21 protein-coding genes, 3 pseudogenes and 1 other annotated feature are annotated in these 20,932 nt (G+C 67.5%); of the genes and pseudogenes, 13 read left to right on the top strand and 11 right to left on the bottom strand.

Annotated elements, in window-relative coordinates:
- Nucleotides 1–98 precede the first annotated feature (98 nt).
- Nucleotides 99–656 (top strand): thiol:disulfide interchange protein DsbA/DsbL, encoded by a 558-nt coding sequence (locus tag C1704_RS11125; RefSeq protein WP_104302799.1) that lies wholly within the window; start codon nt 99–101, stop codon nt 654–656.
- A gap of 102 nt (nt 657–758) precedes the next feature.
- On the opposite strand, the gene C1704_RS17870 is transcribed toward C1704_RS11125, so the two are convergent.
- Genes C1704_RS17870 through C1704_RS11100 form a run of 6 tightly spaced genes read right to left on the bottom strand, consistent with a single transcriptional unit; the run spans nt 759 to nt 6,058 of the window.
- Nucleotides 759–884 carry a hypothetical protein gene (locus C1704_RS17870; protein WP_259371316.1) on the bottom strand — a complete coding sequence of 42 codons (126 nt, stop codon included), beginning with the start codon at nt 882–884 and terminating at the stop codon, nt 759–761.
- A complete protein-coding gene (locus C1704_RS11120; RefSeq protein WP_245876458.1) occupies nt 866–1,258 on the bottom strand; it encodes a TlpA family protein disulfide reductase in 393 nt (130 codons plus the stop codon). Before C1704_RS11120 ends, C1704_RS17870 begins: the two co-directional genes overlap by 19 nt.
- Before the next feature lie 34 nt (nt 1,259–1,292).
- Nucleotides 1,293–2,141 (bottom strand): undecaprenyl-diphosphate phosphatase, encoded by an 849-nt coding sequence (locus C1704_RS11115; protein WP_104302798.1) that lies wholly within the window; start codon nt 2,139–2,141, stop codon nt 1,293–1,295.
- An 18-nt stretch (nt 2,142–2,159) separates the two neighbouring features.
- Nucleotides 2,160–2,942 carry a helix-turn-helix transcriptional regulator gene (locus tag C1704_RS11110; RefSeq protein WP_104302797.1) on the bottom strand — a complete coding sequence of 261 codons (783 nt, stop codon included), beginning with the start codon at nt 2,940–2,942 and terminating at the stop codon, nt 2,160–2,162.
- A complete protein-coding gene (lspA, locus tag C1704_RS11105) occupies nt 2,935–3,438 on the bottom strand; it encodes a signal peptidase II (RefSeq protein WP_104302796.1) in 504 nt (167 codons plus the stop codon). The genes C1704_RS11110 and lspA overlap by 8 nt, the downstream gene beginning before the upstream one ends.
- Nucleotides 3,419–6,058 carry a heavy metal translocating P-type ATPase gene (locus tag C1704_RS11100; protein ID WP_425342752.1) on the bottom strand — a complete coding sequence of 880 codons (2,640 nt, stop codon included), beginning with the start codon at nt 6,056–6,058 and terminating at the stop codon, nt 3,419–3,421. Before C1704_RS11100 ends, lspA begins: the two co-directional genes overlap by 20 nt.
- On the opposite strand from C1704_RS11100, the gene C1704_RS18010 reads away from it, so the two are divergent.
- Nucleotides 6,057–6,206, top strand: coding sequence for a hypothetical protein (locus C1704_RS18010; protein ID WP_425342755.1), 150 nt, complete (start codon nt 6,057–6,059; stop codon nt 6,204–6,206). The two genes, C1704_RS11100 and C1704_RS18010, sit on opposite strands and share 2 nt — an antisense overlap.
- A 38-nt stretch (nt 6,207–6,244) precedes the next feature.
- On the opposite strand, the pseudogene C1704_RS17980 reads toward C1704_RS18010, so the two are convergent.
- Both C1704_RS17980 and C1704_RS11095 read right to left on the bottom strand, forming a co-directional pair.
- Nucleotides 6,245–6,340 (bottom strand): annotated as a pseudogene (locus tag C1704_RS17980) (hypothetical protein); the annotation flags it as partial.
- A 193-nt stretch (nt 6,341–6,533) separates the two neighbouring features.
- Nucleotides 6,534–7,154, bottom strand: coding sequence for a cation efflux transmembrane domain-containing protein (locus C1704_RS11095; protein ID WP_245876457.1), 621 nt, complete (start codon nt 7,152–7,154; stop codon nt 6,534–6,536).
- A gap of 242 nt (nt 7,155–7,396) precedes the next feature.
- On the opposite strand from C1704_RS11095, the gene C1704_RS11090 reads away from it, so the two are divergent.
- Together C1704_RS11090 and C1704_RS11085 are read left to right on the top strand one after the other, a co-directional pair.
- Nucleotides 7,397–8,173: a sterol desaturase family protein gene (locus tag C1704_RS11090; protein ID WP_211286924.1), complete on the top strand. Its 777-nt coding sequence runs from the start codon at nt 7,397–7,399 to the stop codon at nt 8,171–8,173.
- A gap of 499 nt (nt 8,174–8,672) precedes the next feature.
- A pseudogene (locus C1704_RS11085) lies at nt 8,673–9,601 on the top strand (IS3 family transposase); the annotation flags it as partial.
- Nucleotides 8,951–9,067: a sequence feature (AL1L pseudoknot), on the top strand. (Overlaps the previous pseudogene by 117 nt.)
- A gap of 250 nt (nt 9,602–9,851) precedes the next feature.
- Here C1704_RS11085 and C1704_RS11080 read toward each other — a convergent pair.
- A complete protein-coding gene (locus tag C1704_RS11080; RefSeq protein WP_211286923.1) occupies nt 9,852–11,246 on the bottom strand; it encodes an IS30 family transposase in 1,395 nt (464 codons plus the stop codon).
- A gap of 43 nt (nt 11,247–11,289) precedes the next feature.
- On the opposite strand from C1704_RS11080, the pseudogene C1704_RS11075 reads away from it, so the two are divergent.
- The 3 genes and pseudogenes from C1704_RS11075 to C1704_RS11065 form a co-directional block, all read left to right on the top strand.
- Nucleotides 11,290–11,622, top strand: a pseudogene (locus tag C1704_RS11075) (integrase core domain-containing protein); the annotation flags it as partial.
- Nucleotides 11,623–11,886: 264 nt separating this feature from the next.
- Nucleotides 11,887–12,345, top strand: a complete 459-nt coding sequence (locus C1704_RS11070; RefSeq protein WP_104302792.1) for a helix-turn-helix domain-containing protein — start codon at nt 11,887–11,889, stop codon at nt 12,343–12,345.
- Between the two features lie 138 nt (nt 12,346–12,483).
- Nucleotides 12,484–14,619 carry a ParB/RepB/Spo0J family partition protein gene (locus C1704_RS11065; RefSeq protein ID WP_104302791.1) on the top strand — a complete coding sequence of 712 codons (2,136 nt, stop codon included), beginning with the start codon at nt 12,484–12,486 and terminating at the stop codon, nt 14,617–14,619.
- A gap of 28 nt (nt 14,620–14,647) precedes the next feature.
- Here C1704_RS11065 and C1704_RS11060 read toward each other — a convergent pair whose 3' ends face one another.
- Complete coding sequence (locus tag C1704_RS11060) at nt 14,648–15,955, bottom strand: phage integrase N-terminal domain-containing protein (RefSeq protein ID WP_245876456.1); 1,308 nt, start codon at nt 15,953–15,955, stop codon at nt 14,648–14,650.
- Nucleotides 15,936–16,322 carry a hypothetical protein gene (locus tag C1704_RS11055; protein ID WP_104302789.1) on the bottom strand — a complete coding sequence of 129 codons (387 nt, stop codon included), beginning with the start codon at nt 16,320–16,322 and terminating at the stop codon, nt 15,936–15,938. Before C1704_RS11055 ends, C1704_RS11060 begins: the two co-directional genes overlap by 20 nt.
- Nucleotides 16,323–17,254: 932 nt before the next feature.
- Here C1704_RS11055 and C1704_RS11050 point away from each other — a divergent pair.
- Genes C1704_RS11050 through C1704_RS11030 form a run of 6 tightly spaced genes read left to right on the top strand, consistent with a single transcriptional unit; the run spans nt 17,255 to nt 20,829 of the window.
- Nucleotides 17,255–18,304, top strand: coding sequence for a PRTRC system protein D (locus C1704_RS11050; protein ID WP_104302788.1), 1,050 nt, complete (start codon nt 17,255–17,257; stop codon nt 18,302–18,304).
- A complete protein-coding gene (locus C1704_RS11045; RefSeq protein WP_104302787.1) occupies nt 18,301–18,594 on the top strand; it encodes a hypothetical protein in 294 nt (97 codons plus the stop codon). The genes C1704_RS11050 and C1704_RS11045 overlap by 4 nt, the downstream gene beginning before the upstream one ends.
- Complete coding sequence (locus C1704_RS17950) at nt 18,591–19,061, top strand: CFI-box-CTERM domain-containing protein (RefSeq protein ID WP_336469942.1); 471 nt, start codon at nt 18,591–18,593, stop codon at nt 19,059–19,061. Before C1704_RS11045 ends, C1704_RS17950 begins: the two co-directional genes overlap by 4 nt.
- Nucleotides 19,058–19,630, top strand: a complete 573-nt coding sequence (locus tag C1704_RS11040) for a PD-(D/E)XK nuclease family protein (RefSeq protein WP_146076072.1) — start codon at nt 19,058–19,060, stop codon at nt 19,628–19,630. Before C1704_RS17950 ends, C1704_RS11040 begins: the two co-directional genes overlap by 4 nt.
- 37 nt (nt 19,631–19,667) lie before the next feature.
- Entirely contained in the window at nt 19,668–20,159 is a 492-nt protein-coding gene (locus C1704_RS11035) for a helix-turn-helix transcriptional regulator (RefSeq protein WP_104302785.1), read from the top strand.
- Between the two features lie 10 nt (nt 20,160–20,169).
- Nucleotides 20,170–20,829, top strand: a complete 660-nt coding sequence (locus tag C1704_RS11030; RefSeq protein WP_104302784.1) for a nucleotidyl transferase AbiEii/AbiGii toxin family protein — start codon at nt 20,170–20,172, stop codon at nt 20,827–20,829.
- The last annotated feature ends 103 nt before the right edge of the window (nt 20,830–20,932 follow it).

Raw genomic sequence — 20,932 nt, 5'->3', positions numbered from 1 at the left:
TCGAAAAGCTCGACATCATGTTCCTCGGCTTCATCACCTTCGTTCTCGTCGCTGATGGACTGCGGATGTGTTAACAGGCCCTAGCCGAACCGTGGCCTGTGGAAGGCAAGCACTACGTGGCCGTGTCGCCCCGCCAGCCCACACTGGACCCCAACCAGGTCGAGGTTCTGGAGTTCTTCGCGTACGGCTGCGAACACTGTCATGCCTTCGAGCCGACGATCGACGCCTGGCAGAAGAAGCTGCCCAGCGACGTGCGATTCCGGCGCATTCCCGTCGCCTTTCGAGCAGGCCCCATGGTGTTGCACCAGAGGCTGTACTTCGCGATCGAATCTTTGGGGCTCGTGGAGCAACTGCATCGCAAAGTGTTCACCACCCTGCACGAGGAGCGCAGGCGCATCGACACGGTCGAGCACGTTGCGGATTTTGCAACCAGGAACGGCGTCGATGCCGGCCGTCTGGTCAGCACGGTGAACTCTTTCTCGGTTGCTTCCAAGGTGACGCAGGCCACCACCCTGGCCAACGGTTACCGCTTCCAGGGAACGCCGTCGATAGGCGTCGACGGCCGCTGGCTCACCTCGGGCTCGATGGCGGGCTCGAACCCCAAGTCGTTGGAGGTGGCCGAGCATCTGATGCGCCTGGCAAAGCGGCGCACCTGAAAGCGGGTATGGGTCCCCCTGTCAACGGAGTTCCGGCAGGCACGGTTGCCGCCGACAGTTGACGGCCTCGGCAGCGCCGTGCAAGGTCGTCGCCGCTTCCACTTACTTGCGAGCGACACCGAGAGCCGCCCGAATCTCCTTCTCGATCTTCTCTCGATCGTCCAAGCGGAAGCCGACGTGAACGGCGCGCACCTTGCCGTCCGTGCCGATCAGGTAGGAGGTGGGCATGCCCTTCGGCTGGTACAGGTCCCGACCTTCATTTCCGCGTCGTATGCGATGACGAACCTGGCGGGCGTTGCGCGTAGGAACCTGTCTGCATCCTCGCGTTTGCGGTCGACCGAGATGGCGACGATCGTCAAGCCCAGCGGCCCGTACTTGGCGTGCATGTCGTTCATGAACGGAAACGACAATTTGCACGGAACGCACCACGAGGCCCAGAAGTCGACGTACACGACTTGACCCTTCAGATCGGCCAGACGAACCGGCTTGTCGGCGGTGGGAAGCTCGAATGCAGGCGCGCTGCTTCCGACTGCCTGCGCCTCGGCGCCGGAGGAAGCCATCAGCGCCCAAAAGCCAAGTGCAATTGCAAGCGTGCGAGTCACTGACGTTCGGCCCCCTGTGCGGTGAAAGAGTTAATCACGACCCCGGCCAAGACATCCAGCCCGCGGCCGAGCTCAACAAGATCAGTGCACCGAAGGCGATCCTGTACCAGCCGAACGGGCTGAAGTCGTGCGTTGAGACATAACGGATGAGCCAGCGGATGCACGTGAGCGCACTGACGAATGCCACCATGGTCCCCGTGGCGAACAGCGGGACGTCGTCGAGGCGCAGCGCGTGGCGGTGCTGCCACGTCGAGTAGGCAGCCGCCGCGAAGAGGGTAGGGATGCCGAGGTAGAAGCTGAACTCGGTGGCCACCTGTCTCGGCAGCCCGAGCAGCATCGAACCGATGATCGTCGCCCCGGATCGGCTGGTGCCCGGGATCAGTGCCGCGCATTGCACGAGACCGATGCGCAATGCGTCTCTCGGAGTTAGATCGTCCACGGTGCCGATGTCCGCGCGTCGCGAGGTGCCGCGAGGACGCCTTCGCTGCGAACGCTCCACCAGCAGGATGACCACTCCGCCAAGCACAAACGCGATGGCGACCGTGGTCGGGTTGAACAGGTGGCCCTTGATGAACGAACCGAACAGCAGGCCCAGGACGGCCGCCGGAACGAAGGCGACCAACAGATTCAGCGCCAACCGCCGACGCGCAGGATCGGAAGTCAGGCCGAAAGCGGTGGCCGCCAACGGCGCCCGGTAGTGCCAGACCACGGCGAGCATCGCGCCGGCCTGGATCGTGATCTCGAGCACCTGCGCGGCATGGTGATCAAAGCGCAGCAACGACGACGCGAGGATCAGATGACCGGTCGAAGAGATAGGAAGGAACTCGGTCAGACCTTCCACGATGCCCAGCGCGATCGCCTTGGCCAGCAGCATCAAGTCCATGTTCAGTTCGAGCGATGCTCAGGACGTTTCGACAAGTGCCAGCCCGTGCGGCGTGAGCGGCGGCGTGACGTGGTCCGCGCAAACGATGCGTGCCCCGCGCAATGGCGCCGGGCGCACGCCAAACGTGGCGACGAAGGTGCGTGTCAGATGGGCGCTGTCGGCGAAGCCGGCCAAGTGCGCTGCTTCGGTGAGTGTTGACCCATCGGAGAGGGTGCGCACGGCACGTTGCAGGCGCAGCCAACGTATGTAGGCGCGAAACGTGAGGCCGGAGGCTTCGGCGAACCAGTGCATGAAGCGCGAGGACGACAGGCCCACCGCTTCGGCTGCGTCCTCGACGCGCACCGACGTTTCGAGCGCCTGCTCGAGCCAAGCGAGGACGGCCTCCCAGCGCGGATCGTTGTCGGTGCGAGAGTCCGGCGGGTGGTGCACGCCGGCCAAGTCCTCGCCTCGCAACCAGCGGTCAAGCTCGTCTTCCAGAACGTCGACCTGCAGGGCGGTCAGCGCCGCCGCGCCCGCGGGGAGGTTCCGCGCAGGCTCGTGCCCCAGCACGGTCGGATCGAGGAACACCATGCGCAAGGGCTGGGCGGCCACGAGCCGATGCGGTACGGGGGCGGGCAGAAAGTGCCCCGGAGTGTCCATCACGCCCCACGCGCCTTCCAGTTGCAAGGTGCCGTGCGAACACCATGCCAGCTGCGTCGCCTGGTGCCGGTGCAGCCGGCCGGGCTCCACTGGACCGGCGTAGACGGCCCAACCTCGGCCCATGACCAACAACGGCCGGCCGGATGCGCCGAGTTCATCCATTCGCTTCGCGCAGCCGCTTCCTGCCGAATACCTCGTGGACCACGAGCAGCACCGCGCCGATGCTGATGCTGACGTCCGCCATGTTGAACGCCGGCCAATGGTGCGGGCCCCAATGGAAGTCGATCCAGTCCACCACGGCGCCGCGCACGAGCCGGTCGACCATGTTCGCCAAGGCGCCCCCGAGGATCAGTCCGAAGCTCGTGCGCTCCATGATCGACGTACCGGGCCGCCGGATCATCCAGATCAGGAAGACCGACGCCGCTATTGCGATCACGATGAAGAAGTAGCGCTGCCAGCCGCCCGCATCGTGCAGGAAGCTGAAGGCCGCGCCGCGGTTGAGCACGTGCACGATGTTGAGAATCGGCAGCCACTCGTGGACCGCGCCGTACTCGACCCACGCGACGATCGCGGCCTTCGTCGCCACGTCGGCGGCCAGCACCAGGCCTGCCAGCGCGAAGCCCAGGCGCACGCCGCGCTCAGCCGGCAGCACGGCCATCGGTGGGTGCCGAACGGCCCAACAGGCGCAGTCCGTTGAAGACGACGAGCAGACTCGCGCCCATGTCCGCGAGTATTGCCAGCCACAGGCTGGCATGGCCGGTGAAGGCGAGCACCATGAAGACCGCCTTGGTGCCGATCGCGAACGTGATGTTGGCCTTCAGGATGCCGCCGACCCTGCGGGACAGCGCGATGAACTCGGGCAGCTTGCGCAGGTCGTCCTGCATCAGCGCCACGTCCGCGGTCTCGATCGCGGTGTCGGTGCCGGCGGCGCCCATGGCGAACCCGATGCTCGACTTCGCCAGCGCAGGCGCGTCGTTGACGCCGTCGCCGACCATGCCCACGGGGCCCTGGGCCGCCAGCTTCTCGATGGCCTCCAGCTTGTCGTGCGGCAGCAGCTCGCCGCGTGCATCGGTGATGCCGACCTGCGCCGCCACGGCCTGGGCCGTCTTGCTGTTGTCGCCGGTGAGCATCACCGGCTCCACGCCGAGCCGCTTCAACTCGGCGACCGCCTGCTTGCTGCTGTTGCGCACGGTGTCAGCCACCGCCAGTACGGCCAGCGCTTGCTGGGCCGTGGCAAGGACCACGGCGGTCTTGGCCTGGGCTTCGAACTGCTCCAGCAGCGTGCGCACCGGCTCGGTCGCGACTCCCAGCTCGGTGGCCAGCCGCTGGTTGCCGATGTAGTAGGTCTGGCCGTCGATGTCTCCTTTGACGCCGCGACCGGCCAAGGCCTCGAAGCGCTGCACGGTGGCGTGCGGCCGGTCCCCATACCCATTGACGATCGCGGTGGCAACCGGGTGCTCGGACAAGGCGTCGAGGCTCGCCGCGACGCGCAACACTTCTTCGCGCGGCATCGAGGCCACCGGCACCGTCTCGGTCAGTGACGGCCGGCCGTGCGTCAAGGTGCCGGTCTTGTCCAGCGCCACGGAGCGCAGCATGCGACCCTGTTCCAGGTACAGGCCGCCCTTGACGAGGATGCCGCGCCTTGCCGCCGCCGCCAGGCCACTGACCACGGTGACCGGCGTCGAGATGACCAGCGCGCAGGGGCACGCGATCACCAGCATCACCAGCGCCTTGTAGACCCAGTCGAACCAGCCGCCGCCGAAAAACAGCGGCGGGATCACGGCGATGGCGATCGCGAGCGCAAAGACCACCGGTGTGTAGACGCTCGCGAAGCGGTCGACGAAGCGCTGTGTCGGCGCGCGCTGGCCCTGCGCGTCTTGCACCGAGCGGGCGATGCGGTCGAGCGTGGTTTCGCCCTTGCGCGAGCGCACTTCGAACTCGAGCGTGCCGCGCTCGTTGATCGTGCCGGCAAAGACGGTGTCGCCGGGGTTCTTCTCCACCGGCATGCTCTCGCCGGTGATGGGCGCCTGGTTGACCGCCGAGGCGCCCGAGACGACCACGCCGTCGAGCGCGATGCGCTCGCCGGGGCGCACGCGGACCAGTGCGCTGAGCGGCACGGTCTCGGCCTTGACCTCTTCCCAGCGGCCGTCGGGCTGCTTCACGAGCGCCGTTTCGGGAGCCAGGTCCATCAGCTTGCGGATCGCGTTGCGGGCGCGGTCCAGGCTCAGCGCCTCGATCATCTCGGCGATGCCAAACAGCCAGATCACGACCGCGGCTTCCGGCCATTGGCCTATCAGCGCGGCGCCGATGACGGCCACCGTCATCAGCAGGTTCATGTTGAGCGACCGGGTGCGCAGCGCGATCCAGCCCTTCTTCAGCGTCTCGATCCCGCCCAGGGCGATGGCCGCGAGCGACGCGCCCACCACCGGCAGCGACGATTCACCCATGCCGGAGAACGCCATTACTTCGGCACCGATCGCCAGCACGCCGGCGGCGGCCATGCGCAGCCATTGGCTCTTCGAGATGCCGCTGCCGAACTCGCTTGTCACCGCCGGCGCGGGCCGGCTGCTGTCGCGCAGGACCGGCGCCATGCCCAGGCGCTCGATGGCCGCCGTGATGGGCGACGCGTCGTCGAGCGAGTGGCTGACGGTCAGCGTGCGGCTCATCAGGTCGAACTGCAGCGCTGCCACGCCAGGCAGGCCTTCGAGGGCCTTGCGCAGCAGCGCCTCCTCGGTAGGGCAGTCCATCTTCTCGATCAGATAGGTGGCCTGTCCCTGCGGGCTGGCCCCGGCCTCGCGTTCGACGGTGGCCTGCATGCCGATCTCGCGCAGCGCATCGAGCACGGGTGCGGGATCGCCCAGGCGGTGCTGCACGGCCAGCCGGCGGTTCATCAGGTCGAAGTCGAGCCGGTCGATCGCGTCGAGCTTGCCCAGGTGCTTGCGGATCAGCGCCTCCTCGGTCGGGCAGTCCATGTTTGTGATCAGGAACTGCGTGGTGTTGCCGCTTGCCGCAGGCACCGACACCAGCGACGGTTCGGGCTTGCCGCAGGGGCCGCAAGCGGCGTCCGCGTCGGGGCTCGAGGGTGGTGCCACCTCCGTGGTGTTGCCCAGGTGCGCGCACATGCCTAGCGCCCGTAACTGCTGCAGGATCGGCTCGGCGGAGGGCAAGGTGTGCACCACCGACAGCCGGTGCGCTCGCAGGTCGAACTCCAGCAAGTTGACCCCGTCCAGTGGCTCCAGCCGGGCTCGGATCGCCGCTTCCTCGTTGCGGCAGTCCATGTCCGGCACCGTGAAGACATGCGTCGAAGGCAAGCTCACGACGCTGCCGCCGCAGGCCGCAGAACAAGCGGAGCCGCATGCGTCGCCCCCGGCGACCGTGCCTTCGGCTTCCAACGAAGTGGACATGCCGATCTCGGTCAAGGCCTGAAGCAGGGGCCGGGGATCGGGCAGCTCATGCTCGACAACGAGCCTGCGGGCAGGCAGGTCGAACGAGAGTGACCCGACCTGGGGAAGCTGGGACAACCGGGCCCGGATCGCTGCTTCCTCGTTGCGACAGTCCATGTTGGCAACGCGGAAGGCCGTGGTCCGCAAGCTTGGCGAGGGCACGGGATGGCTTTGATCGGAGCGCAGTGGCGCACCTGTGTCTTGAACTTGTTCGGTCTGCATCGCTCGACTTTCACTCGCTTCGGAGTTCGATTTAACCGCCTGTAGTGACTACAGAGTCAAGTGCCCATCCGGCATCGTCTGACGATCGTCACGCTTTTTTGGCGTCCGCTCTCTCCGCGGCCTCGCGAGCCTCGGCCAGGATCTCCCGGCCGCCGTTGGCGGCGATGGCGGCCACCACCAGGCCGAGCACGACGTCCGGCAGGTTCGATCCCCACCAGATCACGAGCGCGCCCGACAGCACGATCGCCAGGTTCACGATCGAATCGTTGCTCGTAAAGATGGCGGACGCCTTGAAGTTGACGTCCTCCCCGCGGTGACGCTTGAGCAGGCGCAAACAGACGATGTTCAGCGCGGCGTTGACGGCGGCCATCGCCATCATCGCGGGGCCTATCGGCGCTTCGCCGCCGAAGAAGCGGCGCAGCACTTCTACTGCCAGCATCGCCGCCAGCCCGATCAACAGCCATCCAGACAAGCGCGCGGCCCGCACCTTGATCGATGCCGCGCGGCCGACCGCGTACAGGCTGACGCCATAGACCGACGCGTCGGCGAGATTGTCGAGCGCGGCGCCGATCACCGCCGTGGAGGCCGCCCACAACCCGACGCCCACGCCGGCCACGCATTGGCCGACATTGATCAGCAGCACCCACCACAGGATGCGGCGGTCGGCCGCCCGGCTGGCGTCGAGGTCGTGCTCATCGTCGAAGCTCACTCGTCTCCTTTGCGATCCCGCGCACAGCAGGACACCTTCAACGACCCCCATTGGAAACCCTGCAGCAAGTACAGAGTCAAGCTGCCCCTCCGTAGCAGGTTTGTTCAAGCGCCCGCACCGGGCCCCCTGGCAACACTCCCGGCAACGAACGGGGGTTGCGATGGCTTGGTTTAGCGGTCCGGTACGTGGCGTATCCCGCCCTGATGGCGTCGGTCATCGTCGGAGTGGCTTGGGCGCCGTCCATGGGCAACCCGATTGCATGGCTGATAGCGCTGGTCGTTTGCGGCCTAGCGGCCGTGGCGTTGCTCGAGCGCTGGTTCCCCTTCGAATTGCAGTGGCAAGTGCGGGACCGCGACTTTCCGGCCGACGTTGCTCACGCCATCGTCAACCTTGCAGTCATGCACGGTGCGGTGATGGGCTTTGTCCTGCTCCGGGCCTCGGTGGAGCGGGAAGGCGTTCGGTGGCCGACCGAGTGGCCGTATCTGGCACAGGTGTTCCTGGCCGGCCTGCCGCTGGACCTGTCTCTGTACGTCATGCACCGCCTAAGCCACCGCTACGGTGTGCTGTGGCGGCTGCACAGCATCCACCACTCACCGCGCCGGCTCTATTGGCTGAACGGTGAGCGTCGGCACCCAATCCACGCGGCGCTGATGGCCGGCCCGGGGCTGCTGGTGCTGGGCCTGCTCGGCACCCCTGCCGAAGTTCTGGGCGGGTGGTTGGCAATCCTCGCTATGCACCTCGCGTCCCAGCATGCCAACTTGGACTACCGCTTGGGGCCGCGCAGCTACCTCGCCGGTGTCGCCGAAGTCCACCGCTGGCACCATCGGGAGCGCTTCAAGGCCGCCCAGGTCAACTTTGGCGAGTTCTGGCTGGTCTGGGACCACTGCTTCCGAACCTTCTATCGGCCCGACGCGGCGCTTGGTCCGGTCGGCATTGAGGGTGATCCGGGTCCCCCACAGTTATGCCGAGCAACTGGCGTATCCGTTCCGCTCCACCCGCCCCGCGCGAACCATGTCTGAACCTTGCGGACTTGCATGCCGTCCTTCACGCAAACGATCGGCTGGTACCCGACGCAACCGCCGCGCCCGCCATCGCCAGTCGCGTACTTCCTGTTGCGTCGCGCCGGCCCGGATGCATGCGCCGGTCGATAACGTCGTGCTCGCGGTCGTCGTCTGCGCCGCGAAAGTGGAGATCGAAAGTGGATCGAGTGAGCATGGATCGCGACCAGGGTGCCATCGGGAGCCCGCTGGGGCTGCTGCGCCGTGGCTCGCACGATGGGCTCCCGGTGGGTGAGCCGCACGGTCTCAAGCCGCGCTCCGTGCCTCAATGTCCTTGAGTACGGCCAGCCGGCGTGTTCCCTTGGTCTCGGGGCCTCTTACGGGTGACTGGGAGGTTGCCCGACCGGCAGCTTCAGGGCGGTGAGATCGGGACGGCCTATGTCTCTTCCGGGTCGTTCAGGGACAGCGATGAACCGCCCCGTCTTTCGAGGAGGCTCCTTCGATTGAGAATGGAGCCAAGATGCGGAAGTCCCCGAAGTTTTCACCCGAGGTGATCGAGCGCTCGGTGCGCATGGTGTTCGACGCCAAGGACCAGTACCCGTCGCAGTGGGCAGCGATCGAGTCGATCGCCGGCAGAATCGGCTGCACGGCCGAGACGCTGCGCAAGTGGGTGCGCCAAGGCGAGCGCGACAGCGGCGTGCGGCCGGGCGCCACGACGGCCGAGCAGCAGCGCATCAAGGAGCTCGAACGCGAGGTCCGTGAGCTGCGCAAGACCAACGAGATCCTGAAGCTGGCAAGCGCGTATTTCGCCCAGGCGGAGCTCGACCGCCACCACAAGAAGTGAACGCCTTCATCGACGAGCATCGCGCTCGCCTGGGGGTCGAGTCGATCTGCCGCGCACTGCAGGTCGCCCCGTCGGCGTACCGGCGTCACGTGGCACGTCAGCGCCAACCTGCGTTGCTGCCCGCGCGGGCGCAGCGCGACGTGGCCCTGATGCCGCAGGTGCAACGCGTGTACGACGCGAACCTGCGCGTCTACGGCGCCGACAAGGTGTGGCGGCAGTTGCTGCGCGAAGGCGTGGCGGTGGCACGCTGCACCGTGGAGCGGCTGATGCGCAGGCTGGGCCTGCAAGGAGCCAGGCGCGGCAAGGGCGTGCGCACGACGGTGCGCGATGCCAAGGCCGCCTGCCCGCTGGACCGTGTGAACCAGCAATTCAAGGCGCGGCGGCCGAACCAGCTGTGGGTGGCGGACTTCACCTACGTCTCGACCTGGCAGGGCTTCGTGTACGTCGCCTTCGTGGTCGACGTCTTCGCACGGCGCATCGTGGGCTGGCGGGTCAGCAGTTCCATGCAGACCGACTTCGTGCTCGACGCGCTGGAACAGGCGCTGTACGCGCGGCGGGCCGAGCGCGAAGGCGACCTGGTGCACCACAGTGACCGCGGCTCGCAGCCCAAGTTCAACTGGTCGTCGCAACAGCTTGGTTTGCCGAGCGTAGCAGCCTCGCTGACGGGGGCATCGTTGATTCGCGTTCTCGACAGGAATGGATGGAACGGCAGGGCGCAGGGTTATCCAACGGGCTTGCCTGTGGACAAGCCGACGGGCCCTTCAACCAGCACGCGGCGGCTTGTCCACAGGTGCGAAGCACCCGTTGGGTAACCCGTTTTCAGCGGCACGGCGGGTGCTCGACGCGTGCCCAGGCTCAAACGCATGGCTGTTGCGTCTGCCGCAGCAGCTTGTTGAGTGCTTCGGCCGGCGTTCGCCATTGGAGCGTCTTTCGCGGGCGCGTGTTCAATGCAAGAGCCACGGCTTGCAGGTCACTGGCTCGGTGAGAACTGAGGTCCGTCCCCTTGGGGAAGTATTGTCTCAACAGCCCGTTGGTATTCTCGTTGGTACCGCGTTGCCAGGGACTTTGTGGATCGCAGAAGTACACCAGCAGCCCGGTGTCGATCGAGAGCTGGGCGTGTTGACTCATCTCCGCCCCCTGATCCCACGTCAGCGACCGCCGAAGCTGCTGTGGCAATGACGACATGGCGCGCGTGATCGCTTCTCGCACCGCCTCAGCACCGTGACCAGTGAGCGCAGGCCCGGTCCTGTCACGTGGCCGTTCACCATGTCCCGGCATCGGCGGCAGGTGCAGCAGCATCGTGAATCGCGTCGTGCGCTCCACCAACGTGCCGATGGCCGAGCTGGCGAGGCCCACGATGAGATCGCCTTCCCAGTGACCCGGCACCGCACGGTCTTGCACCGAAGCCGGTCGTTCGCTGATGAGGATGTCCGGCGTCACGAAGGATTTGCCACGCCCTCGCGCGCGCTGCCGCGGCTCACGCAAGGCTCTTCCAGTTCGCAGACAGGCCGTCAGCTCGCGACGAAGCGCGCCACGGCCCTGCACGTACAGCGATTGGTAGATGGCCTCATGGCTGATGCGCATGGACGTGTCGTCCGGGAAGTCGATGAGCAGCCGGTTGGCGATCTGTTCAGGGCTCCATGCTCGCGCCCACCGGCGCGACTTTCTGCGCCCGTGGCGGCGCCCCTTCCAAGCCACCTTTGGTCCGACAATCACTGAACCGTCAGGCGTCGCGATGTTGCCGGCGAGCCGGTCCTGGACATACGCGCGCAGCGCCGGATTGGTCAGCAGTTTGGCAGGCTTGGGACGCCTTGCCGCACGATCTGCATGCCACTGCGCCGTCATCGCCCGGTACTCGGCGCTGCCGCCGCGCGTGGCGGCGTTGCGCCGCAACTCACGCGAGATCGTCGAGGCCGCGCGTCCGAGTTGCGCGGCGATCTCTCGGACGCCGGCACCGCGCGCCCGTGCAAGCGCAATCTCCTCGCGCTCGGCCAACGACAGGTACCTTCCCGTTGGTGGTGGTGCCGACGGCGCGAGATGTGATGGAGGCATACCTCCGCATTCTCGGAACCATCTGGTACCCACCGCTTGCGACACGCCGGCCAGCCTCGCAGCGTCCTCGCTGGAACAACCTGCCGCGATCGCATCCCAGAACGGCCGTCGCTCGGATCGATGCAACACCGGCGGTCGCCCTGGCGAACGCAACTTCCCGCGCCCTGCCGCTCTCGCTCTTCGACCTTCGACTTTCATCAACACCTCCGATCAGGAAGTGTTGCGACGACCGGTTGAACTCACCCAGTACGTGTCCATCCGCTACAGCGAACGGCTGGCCGAGGCGGGCATCGAACCGTCCGTAGGCAGCACCGGCGACAGCTACGACAACGCGCTGGCCGAGACCATCAACGGGCTGTACAAGGCCGAGATCATCCACCGGCGCGGGCCGTGGAAGACACGAGAGGCGGTCGAACTGGCGACGCTGGAGTGGGTGTCGTGGTTCAACCACCATCGCTTGCTCGAACCCATCGGCTACATCCCGCCGGCCGAAGCCGAGGCAAACTACTGGCGTCGGCAGCAGGCACTGGCCGCAACAGAACCTGCTTCGACGGCAGCGCCGCAGGAAGGTTGAACCACGAATACATGGCCCAACCGGAGGGCCTCCGGCGGCCCCTGCGGGGGGCTGATAGAGAGAAAGCCTGAACCCAAGAACCGTCAGACCACAGCGGTCTGACTCAAGCCAACAGGCCTCCTCGATTCCCGGTGCGGTTCAGCGACGCCGCTGATTTGAACGCCGGAAAGCGGTCGCTCCTTGAAGTGCGACACGGCTCCTGACGGCTTCCACCCGCACAGCGCTGATCCCCGACCTTCCTCGGGCCCTTGGCACAATCGGCCAATGCCCAACATTGCATCCCTGCTCAAGGCCGAGATCGTTCGTCTGGCTCGCAAGGAATCGCGCGGCGAGGTCGATTCGATCAGAAAGGCGCTCGCGGCAGCGCGCGCGGAAAGCGCCGCGTTGAAGCGCAGGGTCAGCGAATTGGAGCGGTCCGTGCGGCAGTCCGCGCGCGCCGCCCCCGCTCGGCCGCCATCGCCACCTCGGGCCGAGGAAGGGGACGGGGCCGACAAATTCCGGTTCCGCGCCTCCGGCATGGCCAGCAATCGCAAGCGCCTGGGCTTGTCGGCTGCGGATTTCGGGCTGCTGGTCGGCGCATCGGGGCAGAGCGTGTACGCCTGGGAGCAGGGCAAGGCGCACCCCCAGGGCAGGAACCTCGCCGCCATCGCTGCCTTGCGCGGGGTTGGTAAACGCGAGGTGGTGGAGCGTTTGGCAGCCCTGAAGTCGGGCGGGCCGTCGTAGGCGAGCCGACGCGCGGTCTGGCGTCCTGACCGGACCACCGGCGAGCGCTCCTCGCCACCCTTGAAGTGCACGGGCTCGATGGGATCCTGACTGCATGGTGGGCCGCCGGCCTGCCATGCAACCGATCAGGAGTCCCTCATGAAATTCTCCAAAGCCGAGGTCGACGCCATCATCGAGGCGTCCCCTCGCACCTTCGTTCCCTTCAACAAGCTGGTGCTGTCCGAGGACCACCAGGCCCGCAGTGCCACGACGCCCGCGATGTCGCTGCCGGAACTGGCCGCGTCGATCAAGGACAGTGGCGTGCTGCAGAACCTCGTCGTGGTCCAGGCGGCGCGCGGGCGCTACGAGGTCTGCGCCGGCGGGCGGCGGCTCGCCGCGCTCACGCTGCTCGTGCAGCAGGGCGACATCGCCGACAACTACCCCGTGCCGGTGCTCGTCGTGCCGGCTGACAAGGCGCTCATCGCGAGCCTTGCCGAGAACTGCTTCCACGTGCCGATGCACCCGGCCGACGAGTTCGCCGCCTTCGCCAGACTGCTTGCGCAGGGCAAGTCCGTCGAGGATGTGGCCGCAGCCTTCGGCGTGACGCCTCTCATCGTCAAGCGGCGCATGAAGCTCGCCACCGTCTCGCCCCGGCTGATGGCCCTGTACCGCGAAGGCGGCATCGGCCTGGACTGCCTCATGGTGCTGGCCTCGGTCGACGATCACCAGCGCCAGGAGCAGGCCTGGGCCGGTCTGCCGAGCTGGAACCAGCGCCCGGAGCATCTGCGGCAGTTGCTGACCCGGGGCGAGATCGAATCGGACGCCGACCCGCTGGCCCGCTACGTTACCGTCAAGGCCTACGAGAAGGCCGGCGGACCCCTGCGCCGCGACCTGTTCAGCGACGACGACCGCAAGGCCTACCTGCTGGACCCGGCCCTGCTGGAGCGCCTCGCCGCCGACAAGCTGGGCAAGCGCGCGAAGCAACTGCTGGCCGAGGGCTGGAAGTGGGTCGACATCCGTCCGCGCTTCGCCTACGACGAGTACGTCAAGCACGGCGAGCTGCGTAAGCCCCGCCGCGCACCGACGTCCGAGGAGGCCGAGGCGCTGAAGGAGCTGGACACGCGCATCGCTGCCCTGCACGAGCAGATGGACTCGCTGGTGGACCGCGATGGCGATGCCGGCGGGGACGTCACCGGCGCCAGCGAGGCGAACGACGCCGCCGACGAGAACGACGCGTCGCGCGACCGTGCCTTCCTCGCCCTGGAGTCCGAGGCCGATGGGCTGGAGGAAGAGCGCAAGGCGAGACTGGAAGCGCTGACCGAATGGCCCGTGGCCTGGATGGCGCTCGCCGGGTGCGTGCTGCATGTGGGCGCGGACGGCCGTGCCGCGATCAGGGCAGGGCTCATCCGTCCCGAGGATCGGGCCGATCTGGCGCAGGCCATCACCAAGGCTGCCGAACAGAAGTCGGCCGGTGAAGGCGGCTCGAAAGACGACGCGGATGCTGCGCGCGGCTCGGGGCTCCCGGCCCTGCAGTCGCTTCCATCGGCAGCCGGCGCCACGGCACGGCCCGTGCACTCCGAGAAGCTCATGCGCCGTCTCACGGCCCACCGTGTCGCCGCGATCCAGGCCGAGCTGCTGGACCGCCCCGAGATTGCGCTGGCGGCACTGACGACCCACCTGGCGCTGAAGCTGCTGGCCGACCCGCTCCATGGCGCCTACCGACTGCCCAACCTGCTGGCGATCAGCGCGACCGGCAACCAGCACGAACTGCGGGGAGCGGCCGAGGACATCGAGGCATGCCAGGCGGCCCAGCGCATCGAAGCCGACCGCATCGCCTGGATCGAGCACCTGCCCAAGGAACCCGACGCGGTGTTCGACTGGATGCTGCGGCAGCCGCCGCAGACGGTGCAGCGGCTGCTGACCTTCCTGGTCGCGTCCACCGTGAACGGCATCACCGGCACCGACACCGGCCGACCGGTCAATGACGGTCTGGCCCGCGCCCTCAGCCTGGACATGACGCGATGGTGGTCGGCGACGGGGGAGGCCTACCTTCAGCACGTGTCCAAGGCGAGGGTGGTCGAGGTGGTGCATGCGGTGGCCGGCGCGAAGGTTGCTGGTCCGCTCGCGGCGCTGAAGAAGGATGCCGCGGTGGCGCAGGCCGAACAACTGCTCGCCGGGCGTGGCTGGTTGCCAGACTGCCTGCGCGTGCAGCCGCACGCCGATGCCCCGGCGACGGGTGGCGAGGAGGTCGACGCCAACGATCCTGCCCGGACCGAGGCGCCCGCCTGCGCCTGAACGCAGGGCCGGCCCGGGCCGGGCCGGCTCATGCGACCGGGACAGGCGTGTCACCGTCGTCCCCGATGCTCCGCGGCCCGGGCTTGCCGGTCTCGCCCTGGGCCGGGTCGCGGCCCCCTGAAAGCGAGCGCCGGATCGCACCGATGTAGGCGCCGGCCGAGCGCAGGCGGGCATGGCCCGCGATACGGGCCACACGCAGCCGCGCCTGGCGGTCGAGGTCCTGACCGACAGGCCCACCGCCACGCACCGGCGCGGGCGTGCCCGTCGTGTCCTGGTACTGGCCTTGAAGGTGGTCGTGCCGCGCCCCGTGGCCGGTGGTGCCGCTCTCGCGGTTCGTGAGGCCGAACTTGCGCAGCGCATAGTCCAGCCTACGGAGGTTGGACTTCAGGTCCCGATCCGGCGCCCCCATGTGTGCGTCATGGCCGCTGACCACGCTGCGGGCATGCGCGATGGCCGCCTGCTGCTCCTCGGTGGCCAGCGGCAGCCAGCGCGCACGGCCTCCCTTGCCCTTCGTCCACAGATACCGATCCGCCTCCCGTTGTTCGTCGGGCAGGCCTGTCTCCTCAAAGGGGTGGACGTGGGCGTAGGGGCGGCACATCACGGACTCCTTGCGCCGCAGGCCGACTTTCACCATCAGGCGCATCGACGCGCCGATGCGGGCATCGTAGGCAGAGACCTGGGCCAGTAAGGCCTCCACGTCGATGCCGTTGCCGCTCCAGCTCTTGTCGCGCTGGGCGTTCTCGTGGCGCTCGTACTCGTCAGGCGTCAGGCCGTAGTGCTCGGGCCTGCGGATGAAGCCCGGTTTGTTGAGCCACATCGCCAGGCCACGCAGAAAGCTCAGGTAGGTCTGGATCGTCCCCGGCGAAAGCTTCCGGCGCTGCCAGACCTTCACCATCGCCTGGACATGCCGCTGGCCCAGGTTGCGAGGATCGGGCGCCAGCTTGAAGCCGGCGTCCGTGTGCAGCTCGCGGAAGAAGCGTCGCAGGAAGTGGGCGCGCTCGTAGCGCGTCTTGTGCGACACGGTCTTCTCCAGCGCGGTGTGCAGCGGGTTGAACAGCTCGATCAGCACGTCCACCACCCGGTTCACGGGCGTCCTGCCCGGCGGGTACATGTCCAGCACTTGCTGGGGCGACTTGCCGGCCCAGTTCTGGCGGCGTGGCGAGTCCTGGCCATGCAGGCGGCCTGGGCTGGCCGAGGTCATCGCGGTGGTCCTGGAAGGGCGGGTGGATGAGGAGGGCAGGGTGGAGCCATTGCGCGGGTCATTGCGGCGGTCGTTGAGGGAGAGCGGTGCCTGCCGGCGGCGGCGCGAGGGTTCTTCACGGCGGATACGGGACATGGTGGGCTTTCTGCAAGGTGGCGGACTGCCCGAACAGCACGCCTGTGGATGAACGGTCCGGGGGACCGGAATCGGAGGAATCCATCTGGACATCCCCGGGGCCGATTCCTGGCAAGCCCACGGCGATGGAGATCGTGTGCAACGTCGGTGCGGCGGTCGATCTCTGCAGCGCCACACCCACCCATGGCTTTGCTGGTCCGGGCGCCTCATGGTCTTCGGCGAGGGGCCTGGTCAGCTCGGTCAGACTTAAAAATGGAACACGTTGATCCAGGCCGTCTGCGCATTTCTGCGACGCGACGACATGGGTGATGTCCACCCCGCTCGGGGCTGGGTGCGACATCGACGCCAGGGTCGAGCCCTGGGTCATTCGGTGGATCAGGCCTGGTGTGCAGCGCCGGCCGCTCGCATGGGTCCACCCCTGACCGAGAGTCCAGGGCGGTGTCGAGTTGATGAGCGAGGGTCGTGCGGGGAGCCTCATGGAGGCCATCACGCCGCGCGATGCGCGTCATGCGCGCGTGCTCAAGGGCTGGCGGGAACGGTACGCGGCATCAGGTGCCGCCACGGGGTTCTGGTGCGCCGGTGCGCTTCAGGAGCGCCCAGCCGTCATCGCGGGGATGCGGCAGGCAAGGACCGGGCAGATCACTGCTGATGAGATGACTCGGCACGCTCGCGGCGTCGATCCTTCTGGAGGTCGAGGCCGGTCGCGCCACCCGTTCGGGACGGGAACTTCGGTTGAAGGCACGAGGCAGGTAACGACTGCGACGCCTGCATTGCTCGTCTTCTTCGAGAGGACGGAGCGGGCCAGGAGCCCTCGGGAGCCCACAGTGGAAACCGCGACGGCATCCACGGTCAAGGCCGCATGCCTAGCGCCCGCCGCAAGGTCCCTGATCGGTCGGCCCTTGGGGCAGGCAGTTGACGGCGTGCGATTCGGCGGCAGGGCCCATCTAGCGTGGCAATGGCTCGGATCGCCAGCAACGGCGCGGGGTTGACAGGCAAGGCTGCCGCCTCAGGTACCCCGACTGGGCCGGCACCGGCCTCCCCAGGCCGTGTCAGGCACCGGCGTGCGCGCCGATGGACGGGGTTGACGAGTGACTTTGCAGTGTGACCGTGGTGACACCACGCGGCCGCCTCGTCCATTCGGTGTCGTCCGAGGGTCAGTGCAGTGATTCTGCAGTGCCGGCGCAGTGACACCGGGAGGGATCCGATGTCGAAATCGCGCCTGCAGAGGCCGGTATCCGCGTGGAGGAACAGGGTCGGTCTGTCGATCCTGAGCAGTCGTTCGTTCACTCGGAGAACACCATGAACCTGATCGTGAGGGCGGTGGATGTCGGTTCCGGCAACACCAAGTTCGTCACCGGCACGGCAGACAGCGAGATCCGCTGCGCAAGCTTTCCGTCGCTGGCATACCCGTCCAGCAACGGACAACCACTCTGGCCTGGCGGCGATGGGGCCAAGACGATGTTCATCCCGGTCGGGTCGCTCTTCTATGAAGTCGGTCCCGAGGTCAGGCTCGCGGCCGACACCTTCCGGGCGACGCAGCTGCACGACGACTACATCGAGTCGCCGGAGTACATGGCGCTGCTGCGCGGTGCGCTGCGCTCAATGCGGCAGAGCCAGATCGACCTGCTGGTCGTCGGGCTTCCGGTGGCGCTGTTCGCGGTGAAGAAGGCGGCCCTGGAGCGGGTCATGACAGGCGAGCACGATGTCGGCGGTGGCAAGAAGGTCAGTGTGGTGCGCACGCTGGCTGTTGCCCAGCCTCAAGGCGCGCTGGCCTTCTACGCGCACGCCCACGGCAAGCTCGCCGAGATCGCCAAGGAGCGCAGCCTGATCATCGATCCCGGTGCGAGGACCTTCGACTGGCTCGTCGCCCAAGGCATGCGACTGGTCCAGAAGCAGAGCCACTCCGTGAATCGGGGTGTCGCCGACGTGCTGAAGCTGCTCGCCGCCGAGATCACCAAGGACATCGGCACGCCCTTTCGCGATTTGGACGCCATCGACATGGCCCTGCGGACCGGCAAGGCCCCGGTGATCTTCCAGAAGCCCTACGACCTGAAGCGGCTGCTGCCGCTGGCCGAGAGCGTGACGGAGCAGGCCGTGTCGAGCATGAAGGAGTGGATCGAATCGCCGCACAGCCTGCAGAACATCATCCTCGTGGGCGGAGGCGCCTTCCTGTTCCGGAAGGCCGTGAAGTCGGCGTTTCCGCGCCACCGGATCCTCGAGATCAAGGAGCCTGTGTTCGCCAACGTGAGGGGGTTTCAGCTGGCCGGGATGACCTACGCGCGAACCGTGCTGGCGGCCGATCGCGAAAGGTCGGCCACGGCCGAGCGCGCTGCCGGAGATGCCGCATGAACGGCCCCAACAAGACCTCGGAGCCGCCGCGCATCCGGCTCGTGTTCCAGCTCGAGCGGGCGGAACTGCCTCGTCTCTACGACGAGCTCGCACGGTTCCACAAGGGAGTGAAGCGTGTCGGCAGGCTGCGCACGCTGGCCTACGAGGGACTGCTGGTCCAGCAGGGCGTCCTGAAACTCGCTGGGCAGGAAGCCAGCGATGTGTCCGGCTCGATCGGTTTCGACGGCGACGGGGCGGAGGTCACGAACGGACTCTTCGAGCCCGCGATCGATGGCCGGGATGGGCCATGAGGAGCCGGGCGAGGTGTCGCCAGGGTAGGTCGGTAGGGGCCTCCGAGCTGGCGCAGATGGGCCGGTGCGAACGCCTGGTGGTTCTCGAATCCCTGCACGGCCCGCGTCGAAGCACTTCACAGGAAGGGGCGCGCCGGAGGGGCATCGCTGCCCATGTGCGCTTCGAGTTGCAGGGTCGGCGCGCCACAGCGCCAGGCGACGGGTCGACTCGACGACCGGGCGAGAGATGCTTCATCGCGACGATGGTCTTCGGGGACGCCTGGCAGACCGATGCGTTGCGCGACTTCAGGGACACGGTCCTGAGGCCGCGGCCTTGGGGGCGACGCCTGGTGGCAGCCTACTATGCTGCCGGTCCGCGCCTTTGCAGAGTGCTCCAGCGCTGCCCGCCGTTGCTGCGGATGACCAGGGGCATCCTGGGTTTCGTGGCGCATGGGTGGCGGCGATGGTCGGCGAGGCGGCGACCATGAGGTTCGAGCTGATGTGGCCGTGGGTGCTGCTCCTGGCTGTTGCCTTGGCGGTCACGTGGCACCTGGTCCGGCGGCACCGCGCACGCGTCGCGGAGCGGCGGGACCGACCGGCCGGGCTGCGGGACGCCGAACTGATCTGCGTGGAGTCGCAGTTCAGGTCGAAGAGCCGCTGGCCCATCGTGGCCAGGGTGGACAGGGCCTATCGGCTGCCGACCGGTCTGGTCGTGCTGGTCGAACTGAAGACGCGGTCGGCCCCAGCGGTGAAGACGTCGGATGTCATCCAGCTCTCGGCGCAGCGGGTGGCCGTGGAGGACGAACTCCGTGTTTGTGTGTCTGACGAGGCGTTCGTGATCTTCCCCGGCCGGCACTCAGCGCCACCGACCTCACGAGCGGTCCGCTTGATGTCGCGGGAGCAAGTCGAAGCCGTTGCAGCGAGACACCGTCGACTGATCGATGGACTCGATCGCCCGCAGTGGCCCGACAGCGAGCGCATATGTCACGGCTGTGGGCAGCGAGCGGCCTGCGGCGCCGCTGGCGAGCGCCTGGCGGGTATGGTCCGGAGGCGCTAGAATGTCAAAAATATTCGACAATTCTTCAGGCCAATCTGTGGACCTCTCCAACCTGGGCACCATCATCCGCGAGCGGCGCGAGGCGCTGGGACTGACGCAGTCCCGGCTTGCGCAACTGAGCGGGCTTTCGCGGCAGACGCTGGTCGGGCTGGAAGCGGGCGCCCTGAGCGATCTGGGATTCAACCGGGTGGCCCAGGTGCTGGCCGTGCTGGGGCTGGACCTCGATCCGCCCAGCCAGGCAGCGCGCGCCCGGAAGCGGGGCCTGTGGATGGCGGCGAAGAACGCCAGCGTGAGCTACGTCCAGGAGGTGCCGCCTGACACGCTCGGTCACGCGCTGGTCAGCGGCAGCGTACCGAAGGGCTACGCGGCCCACCTGACGCACCTGCTCGACGAGGCGCCGGTGCCCTTGGTGGTGATGGCCGTGGAGGAAGCCGCCGCGAACGAGGGCGTGGCCCCAAAGGCTGTGTGGCGCAACGTCGCGAAGCTGGCCAGGTCACTGGCGGTGCACCGGCAGGGCCTGTGGGCGTGATGAGAGCGTGATGAAGTCGCTGCCGTCCGGCCCCTGGGAAGTGCTGTTCCAGCGAGCGCTGCGGCTGGTCGACGACATCCAGCGCCATGGCGGGCTTGCGGACCCGTTCTGGACCTTCGGAGGCGGAACCGTCCTGATGTTCAGGTACGGACACCGCCTCAGCAAGGACATCGACATCTTCGTGCCGGACCCGCAGTACCTCGGCTACGTGACGCCCCGACTCAGCGACACGGCGGCATCCCTGACCGAGGAGTACACGGAGATGCCGGGCTCGTTCGTCAAGCTGCAGTTCGAGGAAGGCGAGATCGACTTCGTGGCCGCACCGAACCTCACCGACGTGGCCTGGGAGTGGTGGGAGATCCAGGGGCGGCCGGTGCGCGTCGAGACAGCTGCGGAGGTGATCGCCAAGAAGATGTACCACCGCGGGGACCGTGCGACGGCGCGTGATCTGTTCGACCTCGCGATGGTGGTCGAGCGGGAGCCGGATGCGCTGGCGGCAGCCGGACCATTCCTCATGCGGCACCGGGACCGGTTCCTCGAGCAGATCCGACGACCCGGGCCAGGGTTTGTGGCGACCTTCGAGGCGATCGCTGCGACCGGGTATCAGCCGAGCCTGGAGCACTGCATAGAGGTTGCCACCGCCTACCTTTCCGCGTTGAAGGACCGATGAGCATCGCGACGTTGCGGGCGACGGGCAGGACCGCCAGAATGTCGTGGCTGACGGTCTCAAGACGTCCCATGCGGACAAGGGGAACAGACGGGGGAACAAGTCA

The sequence above is a fragment of the Caldimonas caldifontis genome (genome assembly GCF_002930615.1).
Taxonomy (GTDB): Bacteria; Pseudomonadota; Gammaproteobacteria; order Burkholderiales; family Burkholderiaceae_C; genus Caldimonas; species Caldimonas caldifontis.
The sequence above is the reverse complement of the archived record's forward strand: the minus strand, read 5'-3'. Positions and strand labels throughout refer to the sequence as shown.

Coding starts and splice junctions, on each gene's coding strand:
- C1704_RS17870 (WP_259371316.1), bottom strand. CDS start 884: ATGCCCACCTCCTACCTGATCGGCACGGACGGCAAGGTGCGCGCCGTT.
- C1704_RS11115 (WP_104302798.1), bottom strand. CDS start 2,141: ATGGACTTGATGCTGCTGGCCAAGGCGATCGCGCTGGGCATCGTGGAA.
- C1704_RS11110 (WP_104302797.1), bottom strand. CDS start 2,942: ATGGATGAACTCGGCGCATCCGGCCGGCCGTTGTTGGTCATGGGCCGA.
- lspA (WP_104302796.1), bottom strand. CDS start 3,438: ATGGCCGTGCTGCCGGCTGAGCGCGGCGTGCGCCTGGGCTTCGCGCTG.
- C1704_RS18010 (WP_425342755.1), top strand. CDS start 6,057: ATGTCCGGCACCGTGAAGACATGCGTCGAAGGCAAGCTCACGACGCTG.
- C1704_RS11100 (WP_425342752.1), bottom strand. CDS start 6,058: ATGGACTGCCGCAACGAGGAAGCGGCGATCCGAGCCCGGCTGGAGCCA.
- C1704_RS11090 (WP_211286924.1), top strand. CDS start 7,397: ATGGGCAACCCGATTGCATGGCTGATAGCGCTGGTCGTTTGCGGCCTA.
- C1704_RS11080 (WP_211286923.1), bottom strand. CDS start 11,246: ATGAAAGTCGAAGGTCGAAGAGCGAGAGCGGCAGGGCGCGGGAAGTTG.
- C1704_RS11070 (WP_104302792.1), top strand. CDS start 11,887: ATGCCCAACATTGCATCCCTGCTCAAGGCCGAGATCGTTCGTCTGGCT.
- C1704_RS11065 (WP_104302791.1), top strand. CDS start 12,484: ATGAAATTCTCCAAAGCCGAGGTCGACGCCATCATCGAGGCGTCCCCT.
- C1704_RS11060 (WP_245876456.1), bottom strand. CDS start 15,955: ATGTCCCGTATCCGCCGTGAAGAACCCTCGCGCCGCCGCCGGCAGGCA.
- C1704_RS11055 (WP_104302789.1), bottom strand. CDS start 16,322: ATGACCCAGGGCTCGACCCTGGCGTCGATGTCGCACCCAGCCCCGAGC.
- C1704_RS11050 (WP_104302788.1), top strand. CDS start 17,255: ATGAACCTGATCGTGAGGGCGGTGGATGTCGGTTCCGGCAACACCAAG.
- C1704_RS11045 (WP_104302787.1), top strand. CDS start 18,301: ATGAACGGCCCCAACAAGACCTCGGAGCCGCCGCGCATCCGGCTCGTG.
- C1704_RS17950 (WP_336469942.1), top strand. CDS start 18,591: ATGAGGAGCCGGGCGAGGTGTCGCCAGGGTAGGTCGGTAGGGGCCTCC.
- C1704_RS11040 (WP_146076072.1), top strand. CDS start 19,058: ATGAGGTTCGAGCTGATGTGGCCGTGGGTGCTGCTCCTGGCTGTTGCC.
- C1704_RS11030 (WP_104302784.1), top strand. CDS start 20,170: ATGAAGTCGCTGCCGTCCGGCCCCTGGGAAGTGCTGTTCCAGCGAGCG.